General features: G+C 69.4%; 14 protein-coding genes and 3 pseudogenes. 7 read left to right on the top strand and 10 right to left on the bottom strand.

Translation table 11 applies throughout. The features are described 5' to 3' along the window. Nucleotides 1-29: 29 nt before the first annotated feature. Nucleotides 30-1,550, top strand: coding sequence for a glycoside hydrolase family 43 protein (locus ACZ7NC_RS23780; protein WP_471491023.1), 1,521 nt, complete (start codon nt 30-32; stop codon nt 1,548-1,550). A gap of 92 nt (nt 1,551-1,642) precedes the next feature. Then, nucleotides 1,643-3,397, top strand: coding sequence for a cellulase family glycosylhydrolase (locus ACZ7NC_RS23775; protein ID WP_471491021.1), 1,755 nt, complete (start codon nt 1,643-1,645; stop codon nt 3,395-3,397). Nucleotides 3,398-3,475: 78 nt separating this feature from the next. On the opposite strand, the pseudogene ACZ7NC_RS23770 reads toward ACZ7NC_RS23775, so the two are convergent. Continuing rightward, a pseudogene (locus ACZ7NC_RS23770) lies at nt 3,476-4,596 on the bottom strand (CE1 family esterase); the annotation flags it as partial. Between the two features lie 60 nt (nt 4,597-4,656). Beyond that, nucleotides 4,657-6,297: a glycoside hydrolase family 27 protein gene (locus ACZ7NC_RS23765; RefSeq protein WP_471491019.1), complete on the bottom strand. Its 1,641-nt coding sequence runs from the start codon at nt 6,295-6,297 to the stop codon at nt 4,657-4,659. A 450-nt stretch (nt 6,298-6,747) separates the two neighbouring features. Between ACZ7NC_RS23765 and ACZ7NC_RS23760 the strand changes: the two genes are divergently transcribed. Both ACZ7NC_RS23760 and ACZ7NC_RS23755 read left to right on the top strand, forming a co-directional pair. Continuing rightward, entirely contained in the window at nt 6,748-8,370 is a 1,623-nt protein-coding gene (locus ACZ7NC_RS23760; RefSeq protein WP_471491017.1) for a glycoside hydrolase family 43 protein, read from the top strand. A gap of 53 nt (nt 8,371-8,423) precedes the next feature. Beyond that, a complete protein-coding gene (locus ACZ7NC_RS23755; RefSeq protein WP_471491015.1) occupies nt 8,424-10,442 on the top strand; it encodes a glycoside hydrolase in 2,019 nt (672 codons plus the stop codon). A gap of 76 nt (nt 10,443-10,518) precedes the next feature. On the opposite strand, the gene ACZ7NC_RS23750 is transcribed toward ACZ7NC_RS23755, so the two are convergent. From ACZ7NC_RS23750 to ACZ7NC_RS23715, 8 genes and pseudogenes are all read right to left on the bottom strand, one after another. Then, nucleotides 10,519-11,235, bottom strand: coding sequence for a glycoside hydrolase family 12 protein (locus tag ACZ7NC_RS23750; protein ID WP_471491014.1), 717 nt, complete (start codon nt 11,233-11,235; stop codon nt 10,519-10,521). A 37-nt stretch (nt 11,236-11,272) separates the two neighbouring features. Further along, complete coding sequence (locus tag ACZ7NC_RS23745; protein WP_471491012.1) at nt 11,273-13,471, bottom strand: glycosyl hydrolase family 95 catalytic domain-containing protein; 2,199 nt, start codon at nt 13,469-13,471, stop codon at nt 11,273-11,275. Beyond that, nucleotides 13,468-13,698 (bottom strand): annotated as a pseudogene (locus tag ACZ7NC_RS23740) (Beta-galactosidase C-terminal domain); the annotation flags it as partial. The gene ACZ7NC_RS23745 and the pseudogene ACZ7NC_RS23740, both read right to left, overlap by 4 nt. 17 nt (nt 13,699-13,715) lie before the next feature. After that, the gene (locus ACZ7NC_RS23735; protein ID WP_471491011.1) at nt 13,716-15,914 is read right to left on the bottom strand and encodes a 1,4-beta-glucanase; all 2,199 of its coding nucleotides are present in this window, start codon (nt 15,912-15,914) and stop codon (nt 13,716-13,718) included. 121 nt (nt 15,915-16,035) lie between these two features. Then, entirely contained in the window at nt 16,036-16,962 is a 927-nt protein-coding gene (locus ACZ7NC_RS23730; RefSeq protein ID WP_471491009.1) for a carbohydrate ABC transporter permease, read from the bottom strand. Then, complete coding sequence (locus ACZ7NC_RS23725) at nt 16,959-18,014, bottom strand: ABC transporter permease (RefSeq protein ID WP_471491007.1); 1,056 nt, start codon at nt 18,012-18,014, stop codon at nt 16,959-16,961. Before ACZ7NC_RS23725 ends, ACZ7NC_RS23730 begins: the two co-directional genes overlap by 4 nt. Beyond that, nucleotides 18,014-19,684: a type 2 periplasmic-binding domain-containing protein gene (locus ACZ7NC_RS23720; RefSeq protein ID WP_471491006.1), complete on the bottom strand. Its 1,671-nt coding sequence runs from the start codon at nt 19,682-19,684 to the stop codon at nt 18,014-18,016. The genes ACZ7NC_RS23725 and ACZ7NC_RS23720 overlap by 1 nt, the downstream gene beginning before the upstream one ends. 504 nt (nt 19,685-20,188) lie before the next feature. Then, a complete protein-coding gene (locus ACZ7NC_RS23715; RefSeq protein ID WP_471491005.1) occupies nt 20,189-22,330 on the bottom strand; it encodes a beta-galactosidase in 2,142 nt (713 codons plus the stop codon). Between the two features lie 317 nt (nt 22,331-22,647). On the opposite strand from ACZ7NC_RS23715, the gene ACZ7NC_RS23710 reads away from it, so the two are divergent. The 3 genes and pseudogenes from ACZ7NC_RS23710 (at nt 22,648) to ACZ7NC_RS23700 (ending at nt 26,325) form a co-directional block, all read left to right on the top strand. Next, complete coding sequence (locus tag ACZ7NC_RS23710; RefSeq protein ID WP_471491004.1) at nt 22,648-22,797, top strand: hypothetical protein; 150 nt, start codon at nt 22,648-22,650, stop codon at nt 22,795-22,797. Beyond that, on the top strand, nt 22,794-25,076 hold the full coding sequence (gene yicI, locus ACZ7NC_RS23705; RefSeq protein WP_471491002.1) for an alpha-xylosidase: 2,283 nt from the start codon (nt 22,794-22,796) through the stop codon (nt 25,074-25,076). Before ACZ7NC_RS23710 ends, yicI begins: the two co-directional genes overlap by 4 nt. 356 nt (nt 25,077-25,432) lie before the next feature. After that, nucleotides 25,433-26,325 (top strand): annotated as a pseudogene (locus ACZ7NC_RS23700) (DMT family transporter). Nucleotides 26,326-26,373 lie beyond the last annotated feature (48 nt).

Here is a 26,373-nt window from a genome sequence, read left to right as displayed (position 1 = left end):
CAGCACGAATCGACGAGAGGACCTTTCGGGTGCCCCCTCCGCGCCAGCCGGACGGACGCTTCACCAACCCCGTGAACCCCGTGATCCCCGGCTTCCACCCCGACCCGAGCGTCTGCCGCGTCGGCGACGACTACTACCTGGCCTGCTCCAGCTTCGAGTACTTCCCCGGGGTTCCCCTCTTCCACAGCCGGGACCTGGTGCACTGGACGCAGATCGGCAACGCCCTGGACCGGCCGGAGCAGTTGCGCCTGTCGGACGCGTGGTCCTCCGGCGGGATCTACGCCCCCACCCTGCGCCACCACGACGGCCGCTTCTGGCTGATCGTCACCAACTGCAGTGAGGGCGGCGGCAATCTGATCGTCACGGCCACCGACCCGGCGGGGCCCTGGTCGGACCCCATCCGGGCGCCGGGTGTCCCCGGCATCGATCCCGACCTGGTCTGGGACGAGGACGGCACCTGCTGGTGCACGGTCGCCGGGGTCTCGCAGGTCCGTATCGATCCGTCCACCGGGCAGACGTACGGGACTCCGCACCGGCTCTGGTCCGGCGGACCCGGCGCCAAGGCCCCGGAGGCGCCGCACCTGTACCGGATCGGCGACTACTGGTACCTGCTCATCGCCGAGGGCGGCACCGAGCGCGGCCACGGTGTCTCGGTCGCCCGCGGCCGTACGCCCAATGGCCCGTTCGAGCCGTGCCCGGCCAACCCGATCCTCACCCACCGCGGCACCGACCACCCCGTCCAGAACACGGGGCACGCCGACCTGGTCCAAGGCCCCGACGGCTCCTGGTGGATGGTGCTGCTCGGGGTCCGACCGGGCGGCGGCACACCGGGCTGGCACGTGCTCGGCCGGGAGACCTTCCTGGCCCCCGTGACCTGGGTGGACGACTGGCCGGTCGTCGGCGAGGTCGCCCTGGACCTGCCCGAGCTCCCGTGGCCGCTCTCCCCCAGTCCGGTCGAGGAGCGCCGGGACGACTTCGACCTCGCCGAACTGCGACCGTCCTGGATCTCCCTGCGCGACCGGTCCGCCGAGCACTGCACCACCAAGGAGCGCCCCGGATGGCTGACGCTCCGCGCGCGGGGCGGCTCCCTTGACGAACCCGACGTGGTGTTCACCGGCCGGCGCCAGCGGCATCTGTCGTGCCGGGCGCGGACTCTGGTCGATGTCGCGGAGGGAGGCGGTGGCCTCGCCGTACGGCTCGACGAGCGGCACCACTACGCGATCGAGGTGTCGGGCACGGAGGTACGAGTCATCGCGCGCGTCGGCCCCCTGCGCACGGTCGTGGCCCAACAGCCCGTGCCCGCCGGGCCGGTGGTCCTCGCCGTCACGATCACGGAACCGCCGTCTCCGCACGGACCGTGCACGGGACCCGACGTCGTCTCCCTCGGCGTCGAGCAGCCCGACGGCACGTTCACCGAGCTCGCGACCCTCGACGGCCGCTACCTGTCGACCGAGGTCGCCGGCGGCTTCACGGGCCGGGTCATCGGCATGTACGCCGCGGCAGGCACCGTCCACTTCGACTGGTTCGACTACGAGCCCCTCGACGGCTGAACCAGGCCCCGCCAGGTGGCGACGAGGGCCGGCTGACAGTCCTGACCACCACGGATCGGATCACCCGCACGACCGACCGAAAGGCATGACGCATGAAGGACATACGGCAACCCGCGCACCACCGCGGCCGCGGCCCAGGTCGCCTGGCCGCCCTGCTGCTGACGCTGGTCGTCATGTTGGGGCTGACCGGCGGCACCGCGCTGGCCGCGCCCGACGGCACGAAGAAGGCGTCACCGTCGGCGGCCAGTGTTCCGGCTTCCGCCATGGACGCCGTCGCGACGATGCAGCCCAGCTGGAACCTGGGCAACACCCTGGACGCCATTCCCAACGAGGATTCCTGGGGCAACGGGCAGACCACCAAGGCGACGTTCGAGAAAGTCGCCGCGGACGGGTTCCGCAGCGTCCGCATCCCGGTGACGTGGAGCGACCACCAGTCCGCCACCGCGCCGTACACCATCGACGCCACCTTCATGGCCCGCGTCAAGCAGCTCGTCGACTGGGCGCAGGACAGCGGCCTGTACGTCGTGCTCAACGTCCACCACGACTCGTGGCAGTGGGTCTCGAAGATGTCGACCGACCACGACAACGTGGTCGCCCGCTTCAACTCCACCTGGAAGCAGATCGCCGCGGCGTTCCGGGACGAGCCGCGCTCCCTGCTCTTCGAGGGCATCAACGAGCCGCAGTTCGAAAACGCCACGGCAGCGCAGAAGACCGAGTACCTGAATGAGCTTCAGGTCTCCTTCCACTCGATCGTCCGCTCCTCGGGCGGCGCGAACACGGACCGTCTGTTGTCGCTGACCACGCAGTCCGGCAGCGGCGACCAGGCCCACATGGACGACCTGTACCGCACGATCGACTCGCTGAACGACCGTCAGCTCGTGGCGCAGGTGCACTACTACAGCTGGTACCCGTTCAGCGTGAACATCGCGGGCGGCACCCACTACGACGACGTCGCGCAGAAGGGCCTGGAGGACTCCTTCGCCGCCATGCACAGCACCTTCGTCGCCAGGGGCATCCCGGTCTACATCGGCGAGTACGGTCTGCTCGAGTACCCCAATCACTTCCACCCCTCCCGCGTCGAGCGCGGCGAGGCGCTGAAGTACTACGAGCATGTGGGCTACGGGGCGCGCAAGTACGGCCTCACCACCGCCCTGTGGGACCCGTTCTCGTACCTGAACCGCGACACCCTCCAGTGGCGTGACCCGGCCCTGTTCGCGTGGATCAAGTCGAGCTGGACGACCCGCTCGGGCACGGCCTCCTTCGACAAGGTCTTCGTGCCGAAGTCCAGCCCGATCACGGCCAAGTCGCTCACCCTGAACCTCAACGGCACCAAGTTCTGCGGGGTGTGGCAGGGCAACACCAAGCTGACCGCGGGACGGGACTACACCGTCTCCGGCAACCAGCTGACGTTCACCGCCAAGGCGCTGACCCGCCTGGTCGGCAACCGGGCCTACGGCGTCAACTCGACTGTCCAGGCCCGGTTCACCAGTGGGCTGCCCTGGAACATCGACATCGTCACCAACGACGTTCCGGTGCTGTCGAACGCCACCGGCACCAACGAATCGTTCGCCGTTCCCACCCAGTACCGGGGCAACGACCTGGCGACCATGCACGCCACGTACGCCGACGGCAGCAACGCCGGCCCGACCGACTGGACGCCGTACCAGGAGTTCAACAAGGCGTTCTCGCCCGACTACCCGAACGGGACGATCATCCTGACCCCCGAGTTCCTCACCTCGCTCCGCGACGGGGAACCGGCGACGCTGGTCTTCCACTTCTACAGCGGCGCCAAGGTCACCTACCACGTCACCAAGTCCGGAAGCTCGGTCACCGGCACGGTCGCCTGACCCAGCGCGCCCTTGCCCTGGCCGCCCGCTCCCCCGGGCGGCCAGGGCACCGGCGGCTGCCCCGGAGCCCCTTGCCGCTCAGGTGGCGGAGCAGGTGGTGCCGTTGAGGGTGAAGGAGAGGGGCGTGGCGGTATCGCCGGTGTGGGCGGCCTGGAATCCGATGCCGACGGACGCGCCGGGGGCGATGCCGGCGTTGTGGGAGACGTTCCTGGCCGTCACCCTGCCGGAAGCGGGCGAGTAGTCCGCGTTCCAGCCGGAGGTGACGGTCTGGCCGTCGGGCAGGGTGAAGACCAGGGACCACCCGTCGATCGTGGCGGTGCCGGTATTGGTGATGGTGATGTCCGAGGTCAGGCCGGTGTTCCAGGCGCTGACGGTGTCGGTGACCCGGCAGGTCGCCGTCCCCGGCGGCGGGTTGGAGGTCTGGAACTGCGTGAAGAACTTCCACACCTCTGCCGGCAGCCACGTCCTGGAGCCGCTGTCACCCGCGGCCCCGTCCTGCGGAGCGGCGATGTGTCCTTCGTCGAACGCGGCCCAGGCGACGGGATGCCCGGCCGAGCAGCCCGAGTAGGTGGTGATCCGGTGCGTCAGGCTGCCCTGTGCCGGCTCGGGCGGGTTCTGGGCGGTGCAGTCGTTGTTCCTGACGAACCTGTCCCGCAGCGCCCGTCCGCCGGGGATGCCGAGGACGCTGTCCCGCAGGCCGTGCACCCCGAGGTAGGCGATGGGCTGGGTGCCACCGCTGCATCCACTGAGCTGACCGCCGCTCTGGACCGCGACCGCGCGGAAGACCGTCGCCCGGGAACACGCGAGCGCGTACGACATGGCGGCGCCGTAGCTGAATCCCAGAGCGAAGCGCTGTGTGGTGTCCACACACAGGTCCGCTTCGATCCGCCTGATCATGTCGTCGACGAAGGTGACGTCTTCCCCGCCGGAGTTGGCCCAGCCGTTGTCGAGGCCTTGGGGTGCTACGAAGATGGCGCTGTTGTTCGCCAGCCGCTGGAGCCCGTAGTAGGCCCAGGTGCCCGCTTCCACGGTGCGGCCCGTGGCGACGTCGGTCGAGGTGCCGCCCCACCAGTGGAACCCGAAGACCAGCCGGTGGGCGCGGTTGCGGTCGTAGCCCTCCGGGATCCGCAGGATGAAGCTCGGTTCTTGCCGTTGCTCTGGATCGTGTGCGTACCGCTCGTCAGAGTGGGGGCACCGCCACCACGGCGGGCCATAAGAGGGATCTTGTCCTTGTCATCATGCAACTCCCTTCTGTGGGCTCACATGCGGGTCCACTTCTGGTTGTTCTGGCCGTTGCAGGTCCACAGGACCAGCGGGGTCCCGTTGGCGGTGCCGGCCCCGTTGACGTCGAGGCACAGCCCCGCGTGGACGTTGCGGATCGACCCGTCGGAGCCGACGGTCCACTTCTGGTTGTTCTGGCCGTTGCAGGGCCAGGTGATGACCCGGGTGCCGTTGGCGGTGCCCTGGTCGTAGGCGTCCAGGCACTTGTCGCCGAAGACTCGGATCCCGCCGCCCGCCCACGTGGTCCACAACTGGTTGGCGGCCGAGTGGCAGTCCCAGATCAGTACCGTCGCCCCGGCCGCGGTGGAGGCGTTGTCCACGTCCAGGCAGCGGCCGGACGCGGTGCCGCGCAGCCGCGTGGCGGCGAGCGGGCTGCCACCACTCACCCGGAACACGGCCACGCCGTGCGCGGGGACGCTCGCCGAGATCTGCCCGGACGTGCTCGACGTGCCGCCGGTCCACAGGTCCGTGAGGGTGAACGGCCCGCCGGACAGGCCGACTTGTGCTGCTGTCGTGGTGACCGTCGCCGTGTCGCCTCCCCGGTTGAACAGGCCCACCGCGACCGAGCCGTCGGACAGGGGCTTGGCGAACACCTCGGTCGCGCCGTCGTCGCGCACTCTGCGCCCGCCCGCGCCCAGCGGATCCTGGTTCACCGCCAGCAGACGGGGGTTGCGCAGGACCGCGCTCACGTCGGCGGACATGGTTCGGATGTCGTTGCCGGCCATGAGCGGTGCACCCAGCAGCGCCCACAGGGCGAAGTGCGAGCGGGACTCGGTCAGTGACAGGCCGGGGCGGCCGACGACCAGCATGTCGGGGTCGTTCCAGTGCCCTGGACCAGACTGCGCGGCCAGCGGGGCGGTGACGTCCAGGACGTTGCCGACGCCCATCGGGTAGCTGTTGGTGTTGCCGTTCTGCCAGATGTCGAGCAGGTCCTCGGTCGTCCGCCACAGGTCGGCGACCTCGCCCCAGTTGTATGTGGCGCCGGTGATGGCGTGGAAGCTGTTGGGGTTGATGCTGTAGACGATCGGCCGCCCGGTGGCACGCAGGGCGTCGCGCATGAGCGTGAAACGCGCGACCTGCTCGTCGCGGGTGCCGCTGGAGGAACACCAGTCGTACTTGAGGTAGTCGACGCCCCACGAGGCGAATGTGGTGGCGTCCTGGACCTCGTGCCCCCTGCTTGCCGTCGACCCGGGATAGGCGCCGCTGGTCTGCGCGCAGGTGCGCTCGCCCGGCACCTGGTAGATGCCGAACTTCAGGCCCTTGCTGTGGATGTAGTCCCCGAGGGCCTTCATCCCGCTCGGGAACTTGGCCGCATTGGCCCGCAGGTTGCCCGCCGCGTCACGCTGCGGGTCGAACCAGCAGTCGTCGACCACCACGTACCGGTAGCCGGCGTCCCGCATGCCCGAGGACACCATCGCGTCGGTGGCCTGGCGAACCTGTGCCTCGGTGACCCCGCACCCGAAGCTGTTCCAGCTGTTCCAGCCCAACGGCGGGGTGAGCGCCGGGCTGCCGGGCGCGGCCGCGGCGGTGGAATGAGCGGAGGCCGTCACGGACGCGGTGACCGTCAACGCGGCCGCCGCTAGGAAGTGGAGCAGTCGTCTGCAGGATCGTGCGGGCACCAGGGCTCCTTTACCGTGTCACGTTCATGACATCGCAAGAATGAGGATCGGGGCGTTCGAAATTTCGAGCGCCATTCGGAAAGTCAGGGCCTCACGGATACTAGAGAGGCGTCCGAACATGTCAACACCAACCGCCTTCTCCGTTCCGCCACGCATCTCGGCGACGTAAAAGTGACCCAACCGATCTGCGACATTCGGACAACCGACCCATGACAGCGGGGTAGTCGAGGAGCTTCGAATGTTTCGATGCGCCTGACGAATCATGCGAGAGGTATTGACGGGGCCCGCCAGCCTCCTATCATCCTGGTTGCCCGAAGAGCCGATCCATGTTCGATATCACGAACCAGATGGATCAGTCCGGTCCCTTCGCGCCGCATGAACGAGGGTCACGCAAACGAGGGCCGCCAAAGGAGAACTGCAGCCATGGATATGTCATGCCCTCATCAATCCATGTCCCGTCGCCGCGCGCTGGCCGCCACCACCGGCCTGGTCACAGGCATGTTCCTTCCTCTGGCCGGAGCCTCCCGCACCGCCGCCTCCCCTCCCGCCCAGGGGCCGGCCCTCACGGCCGCCGCGCAGTACACGAATCCGGTGATCTGGCAGGACTTCGCGGATATCGATGTCATCCGCGTCGGCGGCACCTATTACGCCTCGGCCTCGACCATGCACTACTCGCCGGGCGCGCCCGTCCTGCGCTCGTACGACCTGGTGAACTGGGAGATCGCCGGCCACTCGGTGCCTGTCCTCGACTTCGGCGCCAGGTACGACCTGAACGGTGCCCGTGGCTATGTCAGAGGGATCTGGGCGTCGTCGCTCGCCTACCGTCCGAGCAACAGGACCTTCTACTGGCTCGGCCAGATCGACTTCGCCCGGAGTTACGTCTACACCGCCACGGCCGTCGAGGGGCCGTGGAGCAGGCTGACGACGATCAGCACTCCCTACTACGACGCGGGGCTGTTGGTCGACACTGACGACACCCTGTACGTGGCGTACGGGAACACCACCATCAGCGTGGCCCAGCTCTCGCCCGACGGCCGCAACCAGGTCCGCACACAGCAGGTGTTCACCACACCGTCGAGTGTCGGCACCCTTGAGGGCTCCCGCTTCTACAAGATCAACGGGCAGTACTACATCTTCCTGACCCGCCCCGCGAACGGGCAATACATCCTGAAGTCGTCGAACGGCCCCTTCGGTCCCTACACGATGCGGCAGGTCCTCCTCGACCTTCGCGGGCCGATCCCCGGCGGTGGCGTTCCGCACCAGGGCGGGCTGGTGCAGACACAGAGCGGCGCCTGGTACTACATGGCCTTCGTGGACGCATACCCGGGCGGCCGGATGCCCGCCCTGGCCCCGGTGACCTGGACCTCGGACGGCTGGCCCGTCGTACAACTCGTCAACGGCGCCTGGGGCACCTCGTATCCCAGCCCGGCCGTGCCCGCTCCACCCCGCCAGGTCACCCCCATGACCGGCGTCGACACCTTCGACGGTACGACCCTCAAGCCGAGGTGGGAGTGGAACCACAACCCGGACAACACCAAGTGGTCGGTCAGCAACGGACTGACCCTGCGGACCGCGACCGTCACCAACGACCTGTACTGGGCCCGCAACACCCTCACCCACCGCATCCAGGGACCCACCTCCACCGCCACGGTCCAGCTCGACCACTCCACGATGCGGGACGGCGACCGGGCCGGACTCGCGCTGCTGCGTGACTCCTCCGCCTGGATCGGCGTCAAACGCGACGGCGGCGCGACGCGGGTGGTGATGGTCAACGGGCTCACCATGGACGGCAACTGGAACACCACCGGCACCGGCACCGAGGTCGCGAGCGCGCCCGCCTCGGGCGGCCGGATCTGGCTGCGCGCGAGCGCGGACATCCGACCCGGCTCGCCACGCCCCGGCACCTTTTCCTACAGCACCGACGGCAGCAACTTCACCCGCCTCGGGCCCGCCTTCTCCATGGGCAACGACTGGCGGTTCTTCATGGGCTACCGATTCGCCCTCTTCAACCACGCCACGCAGGCGCTCGGCGGCGCGGTCCGCGTCTCGCGGTTCGAGCTGTCGACGCCCTGACCCGATCCCACCGACCGCACCACCCAACCCCCCGCCAACCGTGGAGGAGAACCATGAACCCGCTAACGCGGCTCGGCCGTCGCCGAGCGTCGGTGTTATCCCTGCTGGCCGTCGGCGCCCTCGTGACGTCCGGCGCCGCGACCGCCGCACCCGACGCCGTCCGGGCTTCCACTCTCGGGGCCCAAGCGGCCCAGTCCGGACGGTACTTCGGGACCGCCGTGGCCGCCGGAAGGCTCGGCGACGGCACGTACACCGCGATCCTGGGCCGCGAGTTCAACTCCGTCACGCCTGAGAACGAGATGAAGTGGGACACGACCGAGCCGTCCCGCGGCTCGTTCAACTTCGGCCCCGCCGACCAGATCGTCAACGGCGCGGCGTCCCACGGTCAGCGCGTACGCGGCCACACCCTGGTCTGGCACTCCCAACTGCCCGGCTGGGTCAGCTCCATCAGGGACGCGAACACGCTGCGCGGCGTGATGAACAACCACATCACCGGCGTGATGAACCGCTACAAGGGCCGGATCCAATCCTGGGACGTCGTCAACGAGGCCTTCGCCGACGGCGGCAGCGGCCAGCACCGCCCCTCGGTGTTCCAGAACCTGCTCGGCGACGGCTTCATCGAACAGGCCTTCCGCACCGCGCGGTCGGCCGACCCGTCGGCCAAGCTCTGCTACAACGACTACAACATCGAGAACTGGAGTGACGCCAAGACCCAGGGCGTCTACCGCATGGTGCGCGATTTCAAGGCGCGCGGCGTGCCCATCGACTGCGTCGGCTTCCAGTCCCACTTCGGCACCGGCGGCCCGCCGTCGAGCTTCCAGACGACGCTGTCCAGCTTCGCCGCCCTCGGTGTGGACGTCCAGATCACCGAGCTGGACATCGCGCAGGCTCCGCCGGCCGCGTACGCGAACACGGTGCGGGCCTGTATGAACGTGGCGCGCTGCACCGGCATCACCGTCTGGGGCATCCGCGACAGCGACTCCTGGCGCAGCGGGGAGAACCCACTGCTGTTCGACCGCAACGGCAACAAGAAGCCCGCCTACCAGTCAACGCTCACCGCGTTGGGCGGCAGCCGCGCGGCACAGCGGACGGACGCCCCTTCGACCCGGGCCGCCGCCGCACTCCCCTCCTCCTTCCGCTGGAGTTCGAGCGGAGCACTGATCTCCCCCAAACCGGACGCGACCCACAGGATCGCCGGGATCAAGGACCCGTCGGTCGTCTACCACAACGGCAAGTACCACGTGTTCGCGAGCGTCGCCAGCTCCTCCGGGTACAACCTGGTGTACCTGAGCTTCAGTGACTGGTCGCAGGCCGGGTCGGCGACCCACCACTACCTCGACCGCACCGCCATCGGCGCCGGGTACCGGGCCGCGCCGCAGGTCTTCTACTACGCGCCGCAGGGCCTGTGGTACCTCGTCTACCAGACCGGCAACGCCTCGTACTCCACCAACCCCGACATCAGCAACCCCAACGGGTGGAGCGCCCCGCGCAACTTCTACTCGTCGATGCCGGACATCATCCGGCAGAACATCGGCAACGGCTTCTGGGTCGACATGTGGGTGATCTGCGACAGCGCCAACTGCTATCTGTTCTCCTCCGACGACAACGGGCACCTGTACCGCTCCCGGACGACCGTCGGCCAGTTCCCGAACGGTTTCACCAACACCGTCATCGCGGCGCAGGACTCCAAGTACGCCCTGTTCGAAGCGAGCAACGTGTACAAGGTGCAGGGCAGCAACCAGTATCTGCTCCTCGTCGAGGCCATCGGCTCGGACGGCCGGCGTTACTTCCGCTCCTGGACCTCGGGCAGCCTCGCCGGCTCGTGGTCACCTCTGGCCGCGTCCGAGGGCAACCCGTTCGCCAAGTCGAGCAACGTGACGTTCCCCGCCGGTACCTGGACCCGGGACATCAGTCACGGCGAGATGATCCGCGCCGGCAACGACCAGACGCTCACGATCCCGGCCTGCAAACTGCAGTACCTGTATCAGGGCAAGGACCCGAACGCCGGCGGTGACTACAACAGCCTGCCGTGGCGGCTGGGCCTGCTCACCCAGACCAATTCGACCTGCTGACCGGCTGACCGGCTGACGACGTGGGCCCCGCAGCTCGTGCGGGGCCCATGCCTCTGTTCTCGGCCCTGATGTCGGGTCAGCCGCCGCTGACGGTCAGGTTGTTGGTGTTGAAGTTGAGTCCGCCGGACGACGAGGTGATCTCATAGCCGAACTGGACGTCGCCGATGATCTCGTTGCCGGGCATCCAGCCCTTGGTGTAGGCGATCCACTGGAGGATCGGCTTGACGTCCACGGTGCCGGAGTTGGAGTCGGACGTACGCAGGAACGAGAACACCTGGTTCGACCCGTTGGTGCCCTTGTAGACGTTCCAGTTGTGGCCGCCGACTGTGACGTTGCCCTGGTAGGTGCCGATCGGGCCGACGGCTCCGTTGTAGTTGACCCAGAGCATGATCTCGTACTGGTGGTCGTTGTCCCAGATGTCGTACGACGTGTTGTACGCGCCGGACGACGGAACGCTGACGTTGTAGTTGCTGGTGAGCCAGCCGAGGGAGTCGATCGTCTTGTTGATCGCCTTCGTCGAGTTGGCGTAGGACTTGATGCCGCCGGTGTTGGGGTGGTTGGCCCAGACACCCCAGCTGGTCCCGGAGTTGGCCCAGATGCACTGGCTGCCCGCCCCGGAGCCCCAGATGTTGTTGTACAGCTTGTAGCCGTCCAGGCTGGTGCTGCCGTACTGGTCGCAGGTGTTCCAGACGGCGGCGGAGGCGGGAGCGGAAGCGAGGGCGACGGTGGCACCGAGAGCCATCGCCGGCGCCAGCACCGCCATGTTGACCTTGCGTATCGCGCTTTTTACCATGGTGTCCCTTCCACGGGTGGGGGGAAATGTGGGGGTGCTACCACGCCCCCAGACTGAGGACGTGGTCCTCTCCGGCGACGAGATCGATCGGCTGCGCGTCACCGGAAGAAGTCCTGAATTCGATACGGACGGTGCGAGTCGGCTTCAGAACCGCCGTCGCTCCGTCGGGCGCCCAGGTCAGATCGACCTCGGCGCCGAACCGCGTGCGTACGCCCGTGAGTCGGCCCGCCGGGAGACCGGGCGGCAGCGCGGGCAGGAGGACCAGTCGGTGGGGGGTCGACTGGAGAAGCATCTCGATCAGTACGGCGGGCAGGGTGTGCGCGGCGTCGGCGTTGTAGACGTGGCGGTTCGGGTAGTGGGCGCTCATCAGGGAGGCGTGGAAGAAGTCGCCGTCCAGGACCTGGTCGAGGGCGTGGCCGACCCGGTCACCATCGCGCAGCCGGGCCGCGATCAGCGCGTGGTGGAGGTGGCCGTGCGCGGAGTCGTTCTCGGCGCCGCGCAGTTCGAGGGCGCGATGGGCGGCGGCCGCGAGGGCCGGGGTGTCGTACGGGGTGATCTCGTCGAGCGGCCAGACGCCGTAGAGATGGCTGAGGTGGCGGTGGTCGTAGGTGTCCGCCAGGCCGGGCCAGGCCCATTCGGCCAGGGCCCCGTCGGCGTTGATCCGGTGCGGGGGCAGCCGGTCGGCGAGGGCGCGCCAGCGGTCGGCGTGCTCGGGGTGGTACCGGGCGGCCGTCAGGAGCGCGTGGCGGGCCGCCGAGAGGTCCATGGCGGCGTTGATCGTCACCCAGCTCGCGTTCGCCGGGCGGTTCTCGGGTGAGTAGGAGGGGACGACGACGAGCCGGCCGCTGTCGTCGGTGCGGGTGAGGAAGTCCTCGTAGAACAGGGCGACTTCGGCGAGGGCGGCGGCAGTGCGCGGATCGCGGGTGCCGTGGGTCTCGTCGTGGTCGACGAGGGGCTTGAGCAGCCAGTCGGCGCCCGCGGTCCACAGGTGCAGGGGGTACTCGCGGCTGAAGTGGTACGAGTGGCCGGACTCACCGTCGGTGTGGGCGGGTGCGACCACGCCCCGAGTGCCGAAGACGGCGCGGGCGTTGTCGCGCCAGTCGGGCAACTGGCGTTGGATCAGCGCGGCGTGGGCCTCGGTGACCTCGGGCAGGCCGGCGGCCGCGGCGGAGGCGGTCTGGAGGTTGAGGTTGGCGTCGTTGGTGAACGCCCCCGACCAGGCCGTGTTCCAGTCGCCGGTCCACAGGCCGGTCAGCCGGGGCGGGAAGAGGCCGCTGGCGGAAAGCAGGTGGTAGCGGCCGGCCGCGAACAGCCGCTCCAGCAGGGCGGGTTCACGCGGGCGCTTCAGCAGCTCGGAGCCCGGCAGGGCCCGTTCGGCCGGGTCGGCGGCGAGGTCGAGGGTGACGCGCCCGTAGGCGGGGCGGTGGAGGGCGGCGTGGCGGTCGAGGAGCTCGTCGTAGTCCATGGGCAGGTCACGCAGGGCGCGGCCCTCCGCGGTCACGTCCAGTTCCCCGGTGTGCCGGCGGACGCGGGTGAGGAGCAGTACGGACCGGGCTCCCTCGATGTGCGCGAAGGGCGGGGCGAGGGTCGTCGTGCCGCCGGTGACGACGACGAGCGTGACGCCGGTGAAGGCGCGGTCGCTCTCCGGGTAGCGGGCGCGCAGGCTCAGCAGGGCGCCCTCGGGGGCGACGACGGCTCCGTGGCCGACGGCCAGTCCGACGGGGGCGCCGGGGAGCCGCGGGTCGAGGGAGATGTCGAGGGTGAGGCCGGGCGCCGTCATGTGCTGGACGATCACGTCGTCGGCTCGGGAGACGAAGACCCGGCTGGTCCAGCCGGCCGAGGTCGCCCGTACGACGCCCGTCGTGAAGTCGATGTCGCGGCGGTAGTCGCCGCCGTCGTCGGCGGGCCGGACCAGGCTGATCTGGAAGGCGGGGTGGAAGGGCTGCGCCCACTGGTGCGGACGGCTGTCGGTGAAACCCTCCGCGGCGGTACGGTCACCTGCCAGGAGGCGGTCCTGGAGCGCGGGGAGTTCGGCGGCAAGCCGGGGCGGCCGTCGGTGCACGCCGTCACCGCTCGGCCGTACCAGGGTGTGATGGGTGACGACGACCCGCTCCGCGTTCGGATCACCGAACACAAGGGCGCCGTGATGGCCGTTGCCGCTCAGGAAGCCGTCCTCCCAGCGGGCGGCCGGGTGCGGCTCCCAGGTGCCGTGGACGGACCCGTTGATCGCTGTCATGGCCGGAGCACCGCCACGCCGTAGCGGCCGAGGGTGACCCGTTCGGTGACGGCCGTCCCCGTCAGGGGGTCGTGGTGGGTGCCGGCCTCGACCTGCTCGGAGAGGCCGTCGAGCACCTGCCGGACGCCCGCGCCTGCGCCTGCGGTGATCCGGGCCGGCAGGTCGCGCGGCGCCTCCGGCTCCGGGAGCGTGGAGACGTACCAGGCCCGGCCCTTGCGCAGTGTCGCCTCACTCAGCTCGGGCATCAGACGGGCTCCCCGTACTGCACGCCGCGTCCGTTGGTGGCGAGGTAGACCCGGCCGTGGATGCGCGGATCGCCGGTGATGGCCGCCCCGGTCCAGCCCCATCGGTGCTGGTCGTCGTTGATCCGCGTCCAGGTCCTGGCCTCGTCGTCGGAGCGGTAGATGGCGTTGAAGTCCTCGATCGCGCCGGCCATGTAGATTGCCGGGTAGGAGGCGCCCTCTGCGGCCTTGCCGAAGCCCAAGGTGTGCGAGGCGCGGCAGCTGCCGACCTTGGTGAAGCTCGCGCCGCCGTCGGTGGAGCGGTAGAGCCCGTTCGCCTTGGCGCTGAGCCACAGGTCACCGGAGCGCCCTGGGGCCGCGGCCAGCTGGAACCCCGCGTCGCCCGAACTCAGGCCGGTGGCCCGGGCGGTGAAGGTCAGACCGCTGTCGGTACTGGCGTAGAGCGTGCCGACGGTCGTGTCGTAGGCGTAGAAGCACCTCGGGTCCACGGGGTCCGCGACCAGGACGGCGCCCTTCGGGAGGGAGGCGACCTCGGACCAGGTGGCGCCGTTGTCCGCCGAGCGGTGCGCCGGATACACGGTGCCGTCCCAGTGCGCGAGGGACCACAGCAGCACGGTGCCGTCGGCGTTGGTGACGATCGGTCCGGAGGCGTCCTTGGCGACGGTCGGCTGCGACGCGAAGGGGATCCAGGTCTTTCCGCCGTCGTTCGACCAGGCGCCGTTGCCCTGGTCGCCGGAGCCGGTGCGCACGACGTACGCGGGCTTGGCCGCGGCCTGGGCGAGTCCGGTGGAGGACCCGAACACCGGGTTCGTGGCCATGCCGCGCGACGGCGAGGCGGTCAGCCGCTCGTGGTAGAGCACGCCGATGTCCCGCGATCCGCTGATCAGGTGGGCCTCTCCCGTCGGAGGCGACAGGATCTGCACCACGGACGCCTCCTCGAGGCCGCGGATCTGCGGAGCCCAGCGCTTGAGGTCGCGCGTGCCGTACAGGGTCGCACCGGTGCCGTAGACGACGTGCTCGGAGTCGAACGGGTCGAGGCCGACGGCCTGGATCCACCAGCCGAACTTGGGCTCGTCCTTGCCCCACTTGAGGTAGGGGGTCTCGGAGACGTCGAGGACGGCCTCGTCCTTCAGGGACTTCCAGGTGCGGCCGCCGTCGGTGGAACGGAAGACGGTGTCGATCTCGGCCCAGCGGTTGTTGGTGGACACGATGAGCGTGCCGGGCCGTCGGGCGTCAACGGCGACACCGCCGTAGCCGAAGGAGTCCGTCCCGCCGTCGCTCGTCGCCCCGCCGGGCTTCACCGGGGTGACATCGGTCCACTTGCCGTTGGCGGTACGCAGTTTGTGTACGCTGCCGTCCGACTGCCCGTTGGGGCCGGGGGCGTTGGCGTACGTCACGTACAGCTCACGGGTGAGTCGGTCGTACGCGGCGCGGATCGGTACCTTGGCGGCGGTGCCGGTGGGTTGCCCGGGGACGGGTTCCCAGCTCGTGCCGTCGGACGTGCGATACAGGTTGGGGGTACCGTCGGAGTCGCCCCAGCCGGCGTAGACGCTGCGGCCCGCGGCGACGAGGAGGGTGATGCCCTGGCCCGTGGCGCTCGGGGTGGCCGGGAAGCTCACCGCCTTCCAGGTGGCGCCCCGGTCGGTCGACTTGAGCAGCCCGTCGTGCCGGGTGCCGAGCCACAGGGTGTCGCAGTTCCGTGGGTCGACCAGCAGCCGTTCACCGCATCCACGCCCGTCCTCGTTGCCGCCGAACTGCACGGTGAGGTCGGTGCGTTTCCAGGTGGCACCCCGGTCCTCGGAGCGCAGCACGGCTCCGTTGCCGGCCCAGGGCTGGGTGTACGTGCCGAGGGCCAGGTACAGCCGGTTCGGGTGGGTCGGGTCGACGGCCATGGCCTCGACGCCGAGGAGGTTCCAGTCGTCCCAGCCGAGGTGGTCGGTCAGCGGGATCCAGCGGTCGGTCCGGTCGTCCCAGCGGTAGGCGCCCCCGATATCGGTCCGGGCGTAGGCGAGCCCTCGTACCGACGGGTGGAACAGCACCCCGGTGATGAACCCGGTGCCGCCCATGACGGCGTTGCGCCAGCGGTAGGCGGGGGCGGACTCCGCGGCTCGGGCGGGTCCGGCGAGAACGGGGAGGCTTGTGAGCGCGGCGGCAGCGGTCCCGGCTAGAACGGCTCGCCTGCTGGGGGGAGACGTGTGCATGACATACCTCGTTCTGAAAGAAGAGGGGAGAGGAACCTGCTCAGGGGCGCGGGGAACTGCGCGACCAGCCACGACGAAGCCGCAGACGGCACACAACGGAGAGCTCAACGGCGAGAATCCGTCAGCCCTTGATCGCTCCGGTGAGCATGCCCTTCTTGAAGTGCCGCTGGACGAAGGGGGAGGCAACCGCGACGGGGATCAGCGCGAGGACCATGACGGCCATCTGCAGTCCCAGGGAGGAGAGTTGGCCGGTGCGGACCGCCTGCTGGAGGCCGGTCGGCGCCTCGGTGTTCTTCTGGACCAGCTGGATGAGCACGTTCTGCAGCGGCATCATCTCCTGGTCGGTGAGGTAGATGGAGGCGTTGAACCAGGCGCTCCAGTAACCAACCGCGTAGAACAGGGAGATGACGGCCAGCACCGCACGCGACAGCGGCATGATGATGGTCAGCAGAATGCGCAGGTCGCCGGCCCCGTCGATGCGGGCGGACTCCGTGAGTTCGGGGGAGATCCCCATGAAGAAGGCCCGCAGGACAAGGACGTTGAAGACGCTGACCGCGCTCGGCAGGATCAGGGACAGATAGGTGTCGGTGAGGCCGAGCGCCTGCACGAGGAGGTACGTCGGGATGAGGCCTGCCCCGAAGAACATGGTGGCCATGATGGTCATCAGGAAGTACCGGTGCCCGAGGCTCCCCGGCCGGGAGAGGCCGTAGGCGCCGAGGACCGAGACCGCCATGGAGAACAGGGTGCCGAAGAAGGTGACCCCGACCGAGACCATGATCGCCCGGCTGACCTGGCCGCCGCTGAGGAGTTCCGTGTAGTTGACGAAGGTGATGCCGCGGGGGATCACGACCAGGCCGCCGGCCTGGTCGATCACCGGTTTCGGGGAGAGGCTGGTGACGATGACGATCCACAGCGGCCCGACTACGCCGAGGCAGCACAGGAGCAGCAGGCCGCCCTTCGCGGTGAGTCCGGACTTGCTGGGCGGCTCCTCCCACACCGGCCGGGGCGGCGCCTTGAGGCTGCGGATGAGCGTGGTGTTGAGACTCACTTCTTGTACACCCCCTGCTCGCCCAGGAGGTGCGCGAACTTGTTCGCACCCAGGACGAGTGCGACGCCGATGAGCCCCTTGACGAGGCCGACGGCGGCCGCGTAACTGAAGTCGCCGTTCTGGATTCCCATGTTCCATACGTAGGTGTCGAGGACCTCACTGGCTCCCGCGCCGACCGCGTCCCGCTGGAGCAGGTACTGCTCGAAGCCGACGCTCAGCGCGTCGCCCACCCGCAGGACCAGCAGGAGCGCGATCACCGGGCGCAGTGCGGGCAGCGTCACGTGCCACATGCGCCGCCAGCGCCCGGCGCCGTCCATGGCGGCGGCCTCGTACAGGTCGGTACTGACGGCGGACAGCGCGGCGAGGAAGACGATGATCCCCCAGCCGGCGTCCTTCCATACGGCCTCGGCTGTGACCAGCCACTTGAACAGGTCCGCGTTGGTCATCAGGTCGAAGCCGCTCACGCCGTGGTTCTCCAGGGTCTGGGCGATGATGCCCGCGCCGCCGAAGATCTGCTGGAACACGGTGATCACAAGGACCCAGGAGAAGAAGTGCGGCAGGTACATGATCGCCTGTGCCACGGCCCTCACCCGAGGCCGGATCACGCTGTTGATGAGCAGCGCCAGGGCGATGGGCACGGGGAAGAACAGCACGAGCTGGATCACGAACAGGACGAGGGTGTTCTGCGTGGCATCCCAGAACAGCGGGTCCTCGGCCATCCGCACGACCTGGTCCAGGCCGACCCAGGGGCTGTGGAAGATCGCCGTGATCCCGTTGCCGGCGATGTACGGGTCGTACTCCTGGAAGGCGATGACGTTGCCGAGCAGCGGCACGTAGTGGAAGACGACCAGCAGCGCGATGAGGGGCAGCGTCATCAGGATGAGCGCGCGGTCGCGGTGCCACCGGACCCGGAACGGGATCTTGCCGGCCTTGCCCGTCCCGCGTGGCGCCCGCCCCTTCGTCGCCTCCACGGCGGCGACCGCGGCCGCCGGCTCCTCGACGGCCGCGGGAGGACGGGTCCCGTCCGGCCGGCTCCCGGTGGTGAGCGACATCAGTTGCCACTGCCGTTCTTGTCGAGGAGCTCCTTGTACCAGTCGCGCAGCTTGTCACCGCCGGAGGACTTCCAGTTGGCGATGAAGGCCTGCACGTCGGACATCTTCTTGTTGCCGCGCACGTAGTCGATCTGCAGCTGCTCGAGCTGGCTGGAGAGGTTGGCGTAGCGGGCCGGCTCGATGATGGTCATGCCGAAGGTGGAGGTCTTCTTCATGAAGGCACCCATCCGCTGCTGCCACTCGACCTGCGCGCGGGCGACATCGGGGAGGTCGGGGTGGGCGACGTAGGGCGCCGGGGCCGCCAGCATCCCCCAGGCGTTGATCACCTCACTGTTGCCCTGGTCGGTCTTGACCGGGGCGCCGTCCTTGACCGAGTAGTGGCTGCCCTCGACACCGTAATCGACGAGCATCCGCTCCTTGGTGCCGTAGGGCGCGGCCGCGAAGTTGGCGGCGGCCAGGGCGTTCTCGACCGTTTCCTTCGAGGCGCCCTTGCGGATCATCGACCAGATGGTGGCGGGCGCGGACGCGTACGTCGTCGGGTTGCCGCCGTCGGCGCCGAAGAGGTCCATGCCGTCGATCTGGAACTTGGGGTTGGCCTGGGCCTGTTCGGCGGCCTTGACGTACCAGAAGGACATGTCGCTGGCGCAGACCAGGATCTGTCCGGCGGTGAACCGCTGGCCCATGTCGCCGGTGCGCGCCTTGTCGTCGGGGTGGACCACGCCGGCGTCGAACAGCTTGCGGACCCACGCCAGGGATTCGAGGTACTCGGGACGCTCGATGCTGTACCGAAGCTTGCCGTCGTCATCGATGTTCCAGCCGGGCGTGACGCTGAAGATGTTCCCCGCGATCCAGGAGATGTCACCGCAGGCGTACACCTTGGCCTTGGCGCTGGTGGCGTCCTTGGCCCAACTGAGGAACTGGTCGGCGGACTTGGGTGCCGGGTAGCCCTCCTTCTCGAAGATGTCCTTGCGGTAGTAGGGCACGATCATGCTGGCCGGGGCGGCGGGCATCGGAATGCCGCGCAGCGCGCCGCCGAAGATGCCCATCCGCCAGGCGTCGGACGGTATCGCGGCGAGGTTCGGGTACTTCTTGGCCTTGTCGCCCGCCAAGTAGGGGCCGAGGTCCATGAACTTCGCAGCGACCGCGCTCGAGATCTTGTTGTTGTTCAGCTCCCAGCTGGGCACGACCACCATGTCGGGCAGGGAGCTGGAGGCGAGGATGGCTCCGAGCTTCTCGCCATAGGTCATGCCGTTCTGGTTCTGCCAGGTGATCTTGGTGCCTGCCGCCTCGTCGAGCGCCTTGTAGTAGGCACACCCGGCCTTCGGCGGGGTGCCCCACAACGGCGACATGATCTTGACGGTGGCGCCAGTGCCGAGCTTGTCCGGCACCGAAGCGGCGAGGGCCGCGAGGTCGACCTTGCCGGTGTAGCCGGCCGCCGAACCGTTCTTCGACGGGAGGTCCGGATCGGCGAACTTGCTGGCGACGTATGTCGGGAGCAGCTTGTCAGCGGCCTTGCCCGAGGTGGCGCCCTCGCGCGACCCGCTGTCCGAACCGCCGCAGGCGGTGAGCAGCGGCATCCCCCCGGCCACCACTGCGGTGGCGACCGCCGAGGAGGCGAGGAAGCTTCTCCGGCTGGGTCCTGAGGAGGCGGGGGCGGCATTCGGCGTCATTGCGTCAACCCTTCATGGCGCACCTGGACACCCGGCGGTGGGCCGTCGGCTGCGGTGTCTTAAGTGGATCTGGCTGAACTGAAGCGGACATCCAACCACTGCGACGCGATTCGCAGTCGAAGCGCTTCGATGTTGCTGTGAGGTTAAGTGAACGCCCATGGGCGCACAAGGGTCGCTTCCAAGATTCCTTCGAGCTACGGGAGGGGACACTCTGTATGCCCTGCTTGATGTAAGGGCGCCGCACTCTCGACACTCGCCCTGACGTCTTACGGGCATCGAAGCGCTTCGAAGGACCTGCTGCTTTACCTCAAGGGGGTCCCATGTGTCCGCGCAGACGCCGCACACACATCACCGCAATTCCGCGATCCGCGGCTGCCGTTCGCGAAGCGCATCGACGCCCCTCTGTCGCGGCTCGCCCTCGACGCCTTACTCACCGGGCCAGGAGGCCTTGCACGGCGTCGCCTGGTTGGCTCGTTGTCGACCTGGAGGGCCTGTTTGCGGAGGTCACCGGTCCTCGGCGGCAGACCCCGGTGCGGCGGCGAGGACGCGCACGTCCCAGGCACCGAGGCGGACGGACGTACCGGCCGGGGCCACGCTGCCGTCCAGGGCGTCGGTCAGGTCCACCGGGGCCTGGGCGGTGGCCGGCTGCCAGCTCCAGTTGTGGACGACATGGACGCGCCGGCCGTCGGGGGCGGTGCCGGTGGCGACGGTGACGGAGTCCGGCAGGTCCTGCCAGCCGCTGCGCGGGGAGGGCGCGAGCCACTCGGCGAGCGCGCGGGCCAGATCGCGGCCGGGCACGGTGCCCACGCATGTGACGCGGCCCGCGCCGTGGCGGCGGATGGTGACGGCGGGCCAGCGCCCGAAGTGCGGGTGGTCGTACTCGGCCAGGACGTCGGCGTCCTCGACGGCCAGGCCCTCCACCCAACGGGTGGCCACCGCGTCGTCCGGCAGCTGGAGCGGGCTGTCCGGTGCGGTGCGCAGCGGCAGGTCGGCGTGCAGGTTGCTGAACTCGTCGTACCGGACGCCCGCGGCCCGCACCAGTCGCGCCGGTTTCACCTCGTGGCGTGCCCTCGCCTCATGGTCGCCGTAGCCGGTGCGGGGACCGAGGACGAGGTGGCCGCCCGCCTCCGCGTAGGAGCCCAGCCAGTCGAGCATCCCGTCGTCCGCCACGTACAGCGCGGGAGCGATGAGCACGGGGTGCAGTTCGGCCGCCGACTCCGGTGCCAGTCCTGGGCGTTCGCCGCGCGGGTCGTGCAACTGACGGGCGTGCAGGATCCGTACCTGGCGCCCCGCCTCGAACGCGCCCCGGTAGAACGGCTCGAAGATGCCCTCGTAGGCACCCCCGTCCGGACCGCCGTCGGGGCCTGCGAGCGGCGGGTGCTTGCGCATCAGCCACTTGCTCGGCGTCGAGTACACCATCGCGATGTCCGCGTCCGGTGCGAGCCCGGCGACCAGGTCCCCGGCCCGCTCGAACTCGGCGCCCAGGCGGGCGAGTTCACCGTAGACGCGGCCCGGTCGTCCGCTGTGCGGGAGGATGCCGCCCCAGTACGTCTCGGTGCCGAAGTGCAGTGTGTGCCAGTGCCAGTACTCGATCATGCGGGCCCCGCGCGCGACCAGCGCCCACGCGGCCTGCCGCCACTGGCCGTCGAAGGCGGGCCGGTTGTCCGAACTGCCGCCGATGGCCTGGGCGTTGGTCTCCGTGATCAGGAACGGCTCCTGGCGCGAGGAGTAGATCCGGTCGGCGCTGTGGTGCAGCGCCCACGCCCCGTACGCCATCCACTGCTGCGGCAGCTTCTCGCGCGGCGGCTCGGGCATCGTGAGACTGTCCTGCATGTCGTAGTACGGGTTGCCCGCGGTGACGTCCAGGGCGTCGGTCATCTCGTCGTCCTCGAGCCCCGGGGAGCCGTAGGCGAGGCACGTGGTGACGAACTGGCCGGGCCTCGCGTACTCGCGCACGATGCCCGCCTGCCAGGCGATGAACTCGGTGGTCTGACGCGCCTGGAACGCCTGCCAGGCCAGGTCGTACTGCGGTTGCGCGTTGCCCTCCGGGGTCCACAGGTCGGCCCACGTGGACAGCCGGTGCGACCAGTACACCAGCCCCCACTCGCGGTTGAGGTTCTCCACATCGCCGTACCGCTGCCGCAGGTCGTCCACGAACCGCTGGAAGACGCCGTGGTTGTGCGGCAGTCGCGGGCCGGGCTCGTTGTCGACCTGGAAGCCGATGACCGCGGGGTGGGCGGCGTAACGGGCCACGATCGCGCGGATCACCCGCTCCGCGTGGAAACGGAAGGCCGGGTGCGTGAAGTCGACCTCCTGCCGGGCGCCCCACGCGGCGCGGCGCCCGGCGGCGTCCTCGGCGGCGATCTCCGGGTACTGCCGGGCCAGCCACGGCGGCACCGCGTAGGTGGGAGTGCCGAGGACGACGGAGATGCCGCGCTCGTGGGCGCCGTCGAGGACGGGTTGCAGCCAGTCGAGTTCGAACCGGCCGTTCTCCGGTTCCCAGGTGGACCAGACCGACTCGCCTACGCGGATGACGGTGAACTTCGCCTCCGCCATGAGATCGAGGTCGGCCTTGAGCCGCTCGTAGGGCTGGTACTCGTGGTAGTAGGCGGCGCCGAACAGGACGCGCGCGGGGAGATCGGTCATGCGAGGCCCTCGAGAGACGTGCGGCAGGGACGGGGAGGTGGTGGGTGGTGGTGGGCGGTCAGCGGCTCGCAGCCGATCCGGCGACGCCGACCGGTGAAGGCGACGTCGTCTGTGGTGACTCATGGCAGCAGCCCCTTCGGCGGGTCGTCGAAGCGCTTCACACGAGAACGCAAGTTAATGACGAATTTCCGGCGAAACAAGAGGCGGCAGGCGATGGAACCTTCTTTCCTGCCGGGCATTGACATCGCATCTCAGGCGGTGACAGCGTCGAAGCGCTTCACCAATCGATGCCTCTCCAGCTCGTTGATGGGCTCCCGTTGGACCAGCGCGTGCGTGGCTACTACGCCTGGTCGGGCCTCGCCCACGTCGACTTCGAGACGCTGACCCGAACGCCCAAGGACAGCTACCACTGGTACCGGGGCCTGATCACCGCGCACCGCGCGCGGATGGAGGAAACCACCCCATGAAGTTCACCGACGGCTACTGGCTGATGCGTCCGGGCGTCACCGCGCACTACGCCACCGAGGTCGCGGACGTCCGGGCCGACGAGCACCGGATGACCCTGTACGCGCCGGTGAAGCATGTGCGCGGCCGCGGTGGCATGCTCAACAGCGCGCTGCTGACGGTCGAGTGCTGGTCGCCGGCCGAGGGCGTGATCGGGGTACGTGCCACCCACCACGCCGGTTCGGTGCGCCGGGGGCCGGAGTTCGCGCTGCCCGGCGCGCAACCGGACGCGGGAAAGGTGTGCCGGGACGGCGCGGTGGTCGAGCTCAGTGCGGGCGAACTGTCGCTGCGGGTGGACACCTCCCGGCCATGGCACCTGGAGTTCACCGCCGACGGGCGGACGCTGACCTCCCTGGGCGAGCGCGGCACCGGCTTCGTCACCGACGCCGCCGGCCGGCACTTCATGCTCGGGCAACTCACCCTGGGCGTGGGCGAGTCGGTGTACGGGCTGGGTGAGCGGTTCACGCCGTTCGTCAAGAACGGGCAGACGGTGGACATCTGGCAGGCGGATGGCGGCACCAGCAGCGAGCAGGCGTACAAGAACATCCCGTTCCACCTGACCAACCGCGGTTACGGCGTCTTCGTCAACCACCCCGGCAAGGTCAGCTACGAGATCGGCTCCGAGTCGGTCGGGCAGGTCCAGTTCAGCGTCGAGGACCAGTCTCTTGAGTTCTTCGTCGTCCACGGCCCGACCCCGAAGCAGATCCTTCAGCGCTACACCGCGCTCACCGGCCGCCCCGCCCTGCCCCCGGCCTGGGCGCTCGGCCTGTGGCTGACCACCTCCTTCACCACCGACTACGACGAGGCCACCGTCAACCGCTTCGTCGACGGCATGGCCGAGCGCGGCATCCCGCTGAGCGTCTTCCACTTCGACTGCTTCTGGATGCGCGGCTACCAGTGGTGCGACTTCGACTGGGACTCCGACACCTTCCCCGACCCGGCCGGGATGCTGGGCAGGCTCAAGCAGCAGGGACTGCGGATCTCCGCCTGGATCAACCCGTACATCGCGCAGAAGTCGGCGATGTTCGACGAGGGCATGCGCGAGGGCCATCTGGTGCGGCGCCCGGACGGCAGCGTGTGGCAGTGGGACCTGTGGCAGCCCGGTATGGCCCTGGTGGACTTCACCAACCCGGCCGCCCGCGACTGGTACGTCGGCAAACTCAAGACGCTGCTCGACCAGGGCGTGGACTGCTTCAAGACCGACTTCGGCGAGCGCATCCCCACCGACGTCGTCTGGCACGACGGCTCCGACCCGGAGCGAATGCACAACTACTACACCCACCTCTTCAACCAGGCCGTCTTCGAACTGCTCCGAGCCGAGCGAGGCGAGGGCGAGGCGCTGCTGTTCGCCCGCTCCGCCACGGCGGGCGGCCAGCAGTACCCGGTCCACTGGGGCGGCGACTGCGAGTCCCACTTCAACGCCATGGCCGAGTCGCTGCGCGGCGGACTCTCCCTCGGCCTGTCCGGCTTCGGTTTCTGGAGCCATGACATCGGCGGCTTCGAGGGCACCCCGACCCCGGCCGTGTTCAAGCGCTGGGTGCAGTTCGGGCTGCTCTCCTCGCACAGCCGCCTGCACGGCAGCAAGTCGTACCGTGTGCCGTGGGACTACGGCGAGGAAGCCGTCGACGTCACCCGCGAGTTCACTCTGCTCAAGCACCGCCTCGCGCCGTACCTCCAGCGCGCCGCGCAGCAGGCGCACACCACCGGTGTCCCGGTGATGCGCGCCATGGTGCTGGAGTACCCCGACGACCCGGCCGCCGCCACCCTCGACCGGCAGTACATGCTCGGCGACGACCTGCTCGTCGCGCCCGTCTTCACCGACGACGGCACAGTCGAGTACTACGTCCCGGAAGGCACCTGGACCAACGTGCTGACGGGCGCTCAGGTCACCGGTCCGCGCTGGGTCCGTGAGCAGCACGGCTTCCACACCCTGCCACTGCTGGCCCGCCCGGACTCGGTCATCGCGCTGGCCGCCGACGACCAGCACCCGGTTTCCGCCTGGGCGGACGGCGTCGAACTGCGGGTGCACGCCTTCGCCGACGGCGCCGAGCGGACCGTGGTGATCCCCGGCACCGACGGCCCCGGTGAGACGGCCCGCTTCCACCTGCGCCGCCGGGGCGACCGCCTGCACGTGACCACCGACAGCCCGCACCCGTGGCAGGTGCGGATCGGCGGCCCGGACGCCACCGTGCACACCCGGCCCGCCGGCACTTCGGAGGCCGACCTGCCGTATCCGACCTGAACCCGACAGCCGGGGTGGCGATTCGCGGCGGCGTAGGAGGCGAGGATGGCTTCAGCGCGCCGTGCGGCGGGTTGCCGAGTCTGAACTGCGGTACGCGCGGAGGGAGTTCCTCGCCCTCCCGGTCGTCGAGGGAACCGGGTGGGTCAGGCGCCGGTGGCCTGACCCACCCGGCCGAGGCGACGGCACGCCGCGATCTGGGCGCGTTCGCTGCTCAACATGCGCCGCAGGCTCCATGCGGTCGATGATCAACACCCCGCAACGAACGACTCCGATCGCGCCACCACCTTCCTCCAGGTGACCATGGCAGTAGGAAGCCAGCCAGCGTCGCGCGCCCGTCGGCCCGGGAGGTGGCCACGCTGCACACGACGCTGTCCGTCGTCTTCGCGCTCTGCGCGGCATTCAGCAACGCCGTCGCGACGGTGCTGCAACGCAAGGCGGCGCTCACCGTGCCGCGCTCCCAAGGTTTCCGGGCCGGGCTGATGCTCGACCTGCTGCGTCGGCCCATCTGGCTGGCCGGCATCCTCGCGGTGATCGCTGCCGCCGTTTGTCAGGCGTTGGCGTTGGCGACCGGGCCGCTGACGATCGTGCAGCCGTTGTTCGTGCTGGAACTGCCGCTCACCCTCATCGTCGCCTCACTGCTGATGCAACGGCACCTGTCAGGCATGGGCTGGCTCGCCGTGATGGCGGTCGTGGCAGGGCTGGCGGTCGCGCTGGCCGCCGCAGCTCCCACCGGCAATCGCACGCAGGTTCCATTGGATCGCTGGATCCCCGCGCTCGCCGTGTGCATGGGCTTGGTGTTCGCCCTCGCTCTCGCCGCCCTCCGACGGCCGGAGGGGCGCGCCCGCGCCGCCTGTCTGGGTGCCGCCGCGGCCATCAGTTATGCCATGACCGCGGCGCTGATGAAGTCCTCCACGCACATCCTCGACGATCAAGGGCCGGCCGGCTTCTTCGCCGCCTGGCAGACGTACCCTTCGCCGCGACCGGCGTGTGCGCGCTGTTCCTGCTGGAGAACGCCATGCAGGCCGGTCCGCTGGTCGCCTCCCAGCCCGCGCTCACCCTCGGCGACGCACTCGTCAGCCTCGCGCTCGGCATCACCCTGTACGAGGAGACCGTCCGCACCGGATGGTGGCTGCTGCCCCAGCTCCTCGGCGTGGCCCTGATCGCCACCGGGGTTCTCGCGCTGGCTCGGATTCCCTTCACTCAGGCGGTGGTGGCGCCGGAGGAGGAACAACAGGGACAGAGGGGTTAGCGGCGAACGGCCACGTGCACAGCACACGGCGACCTGGCCACAAGGTCG

This window comes from Streptomyces sp. NPDC111802 (assembly GCF_055634335.1).
This window is presented reverse-complemented; position numbering and strand designations above follow the sequence as displayed.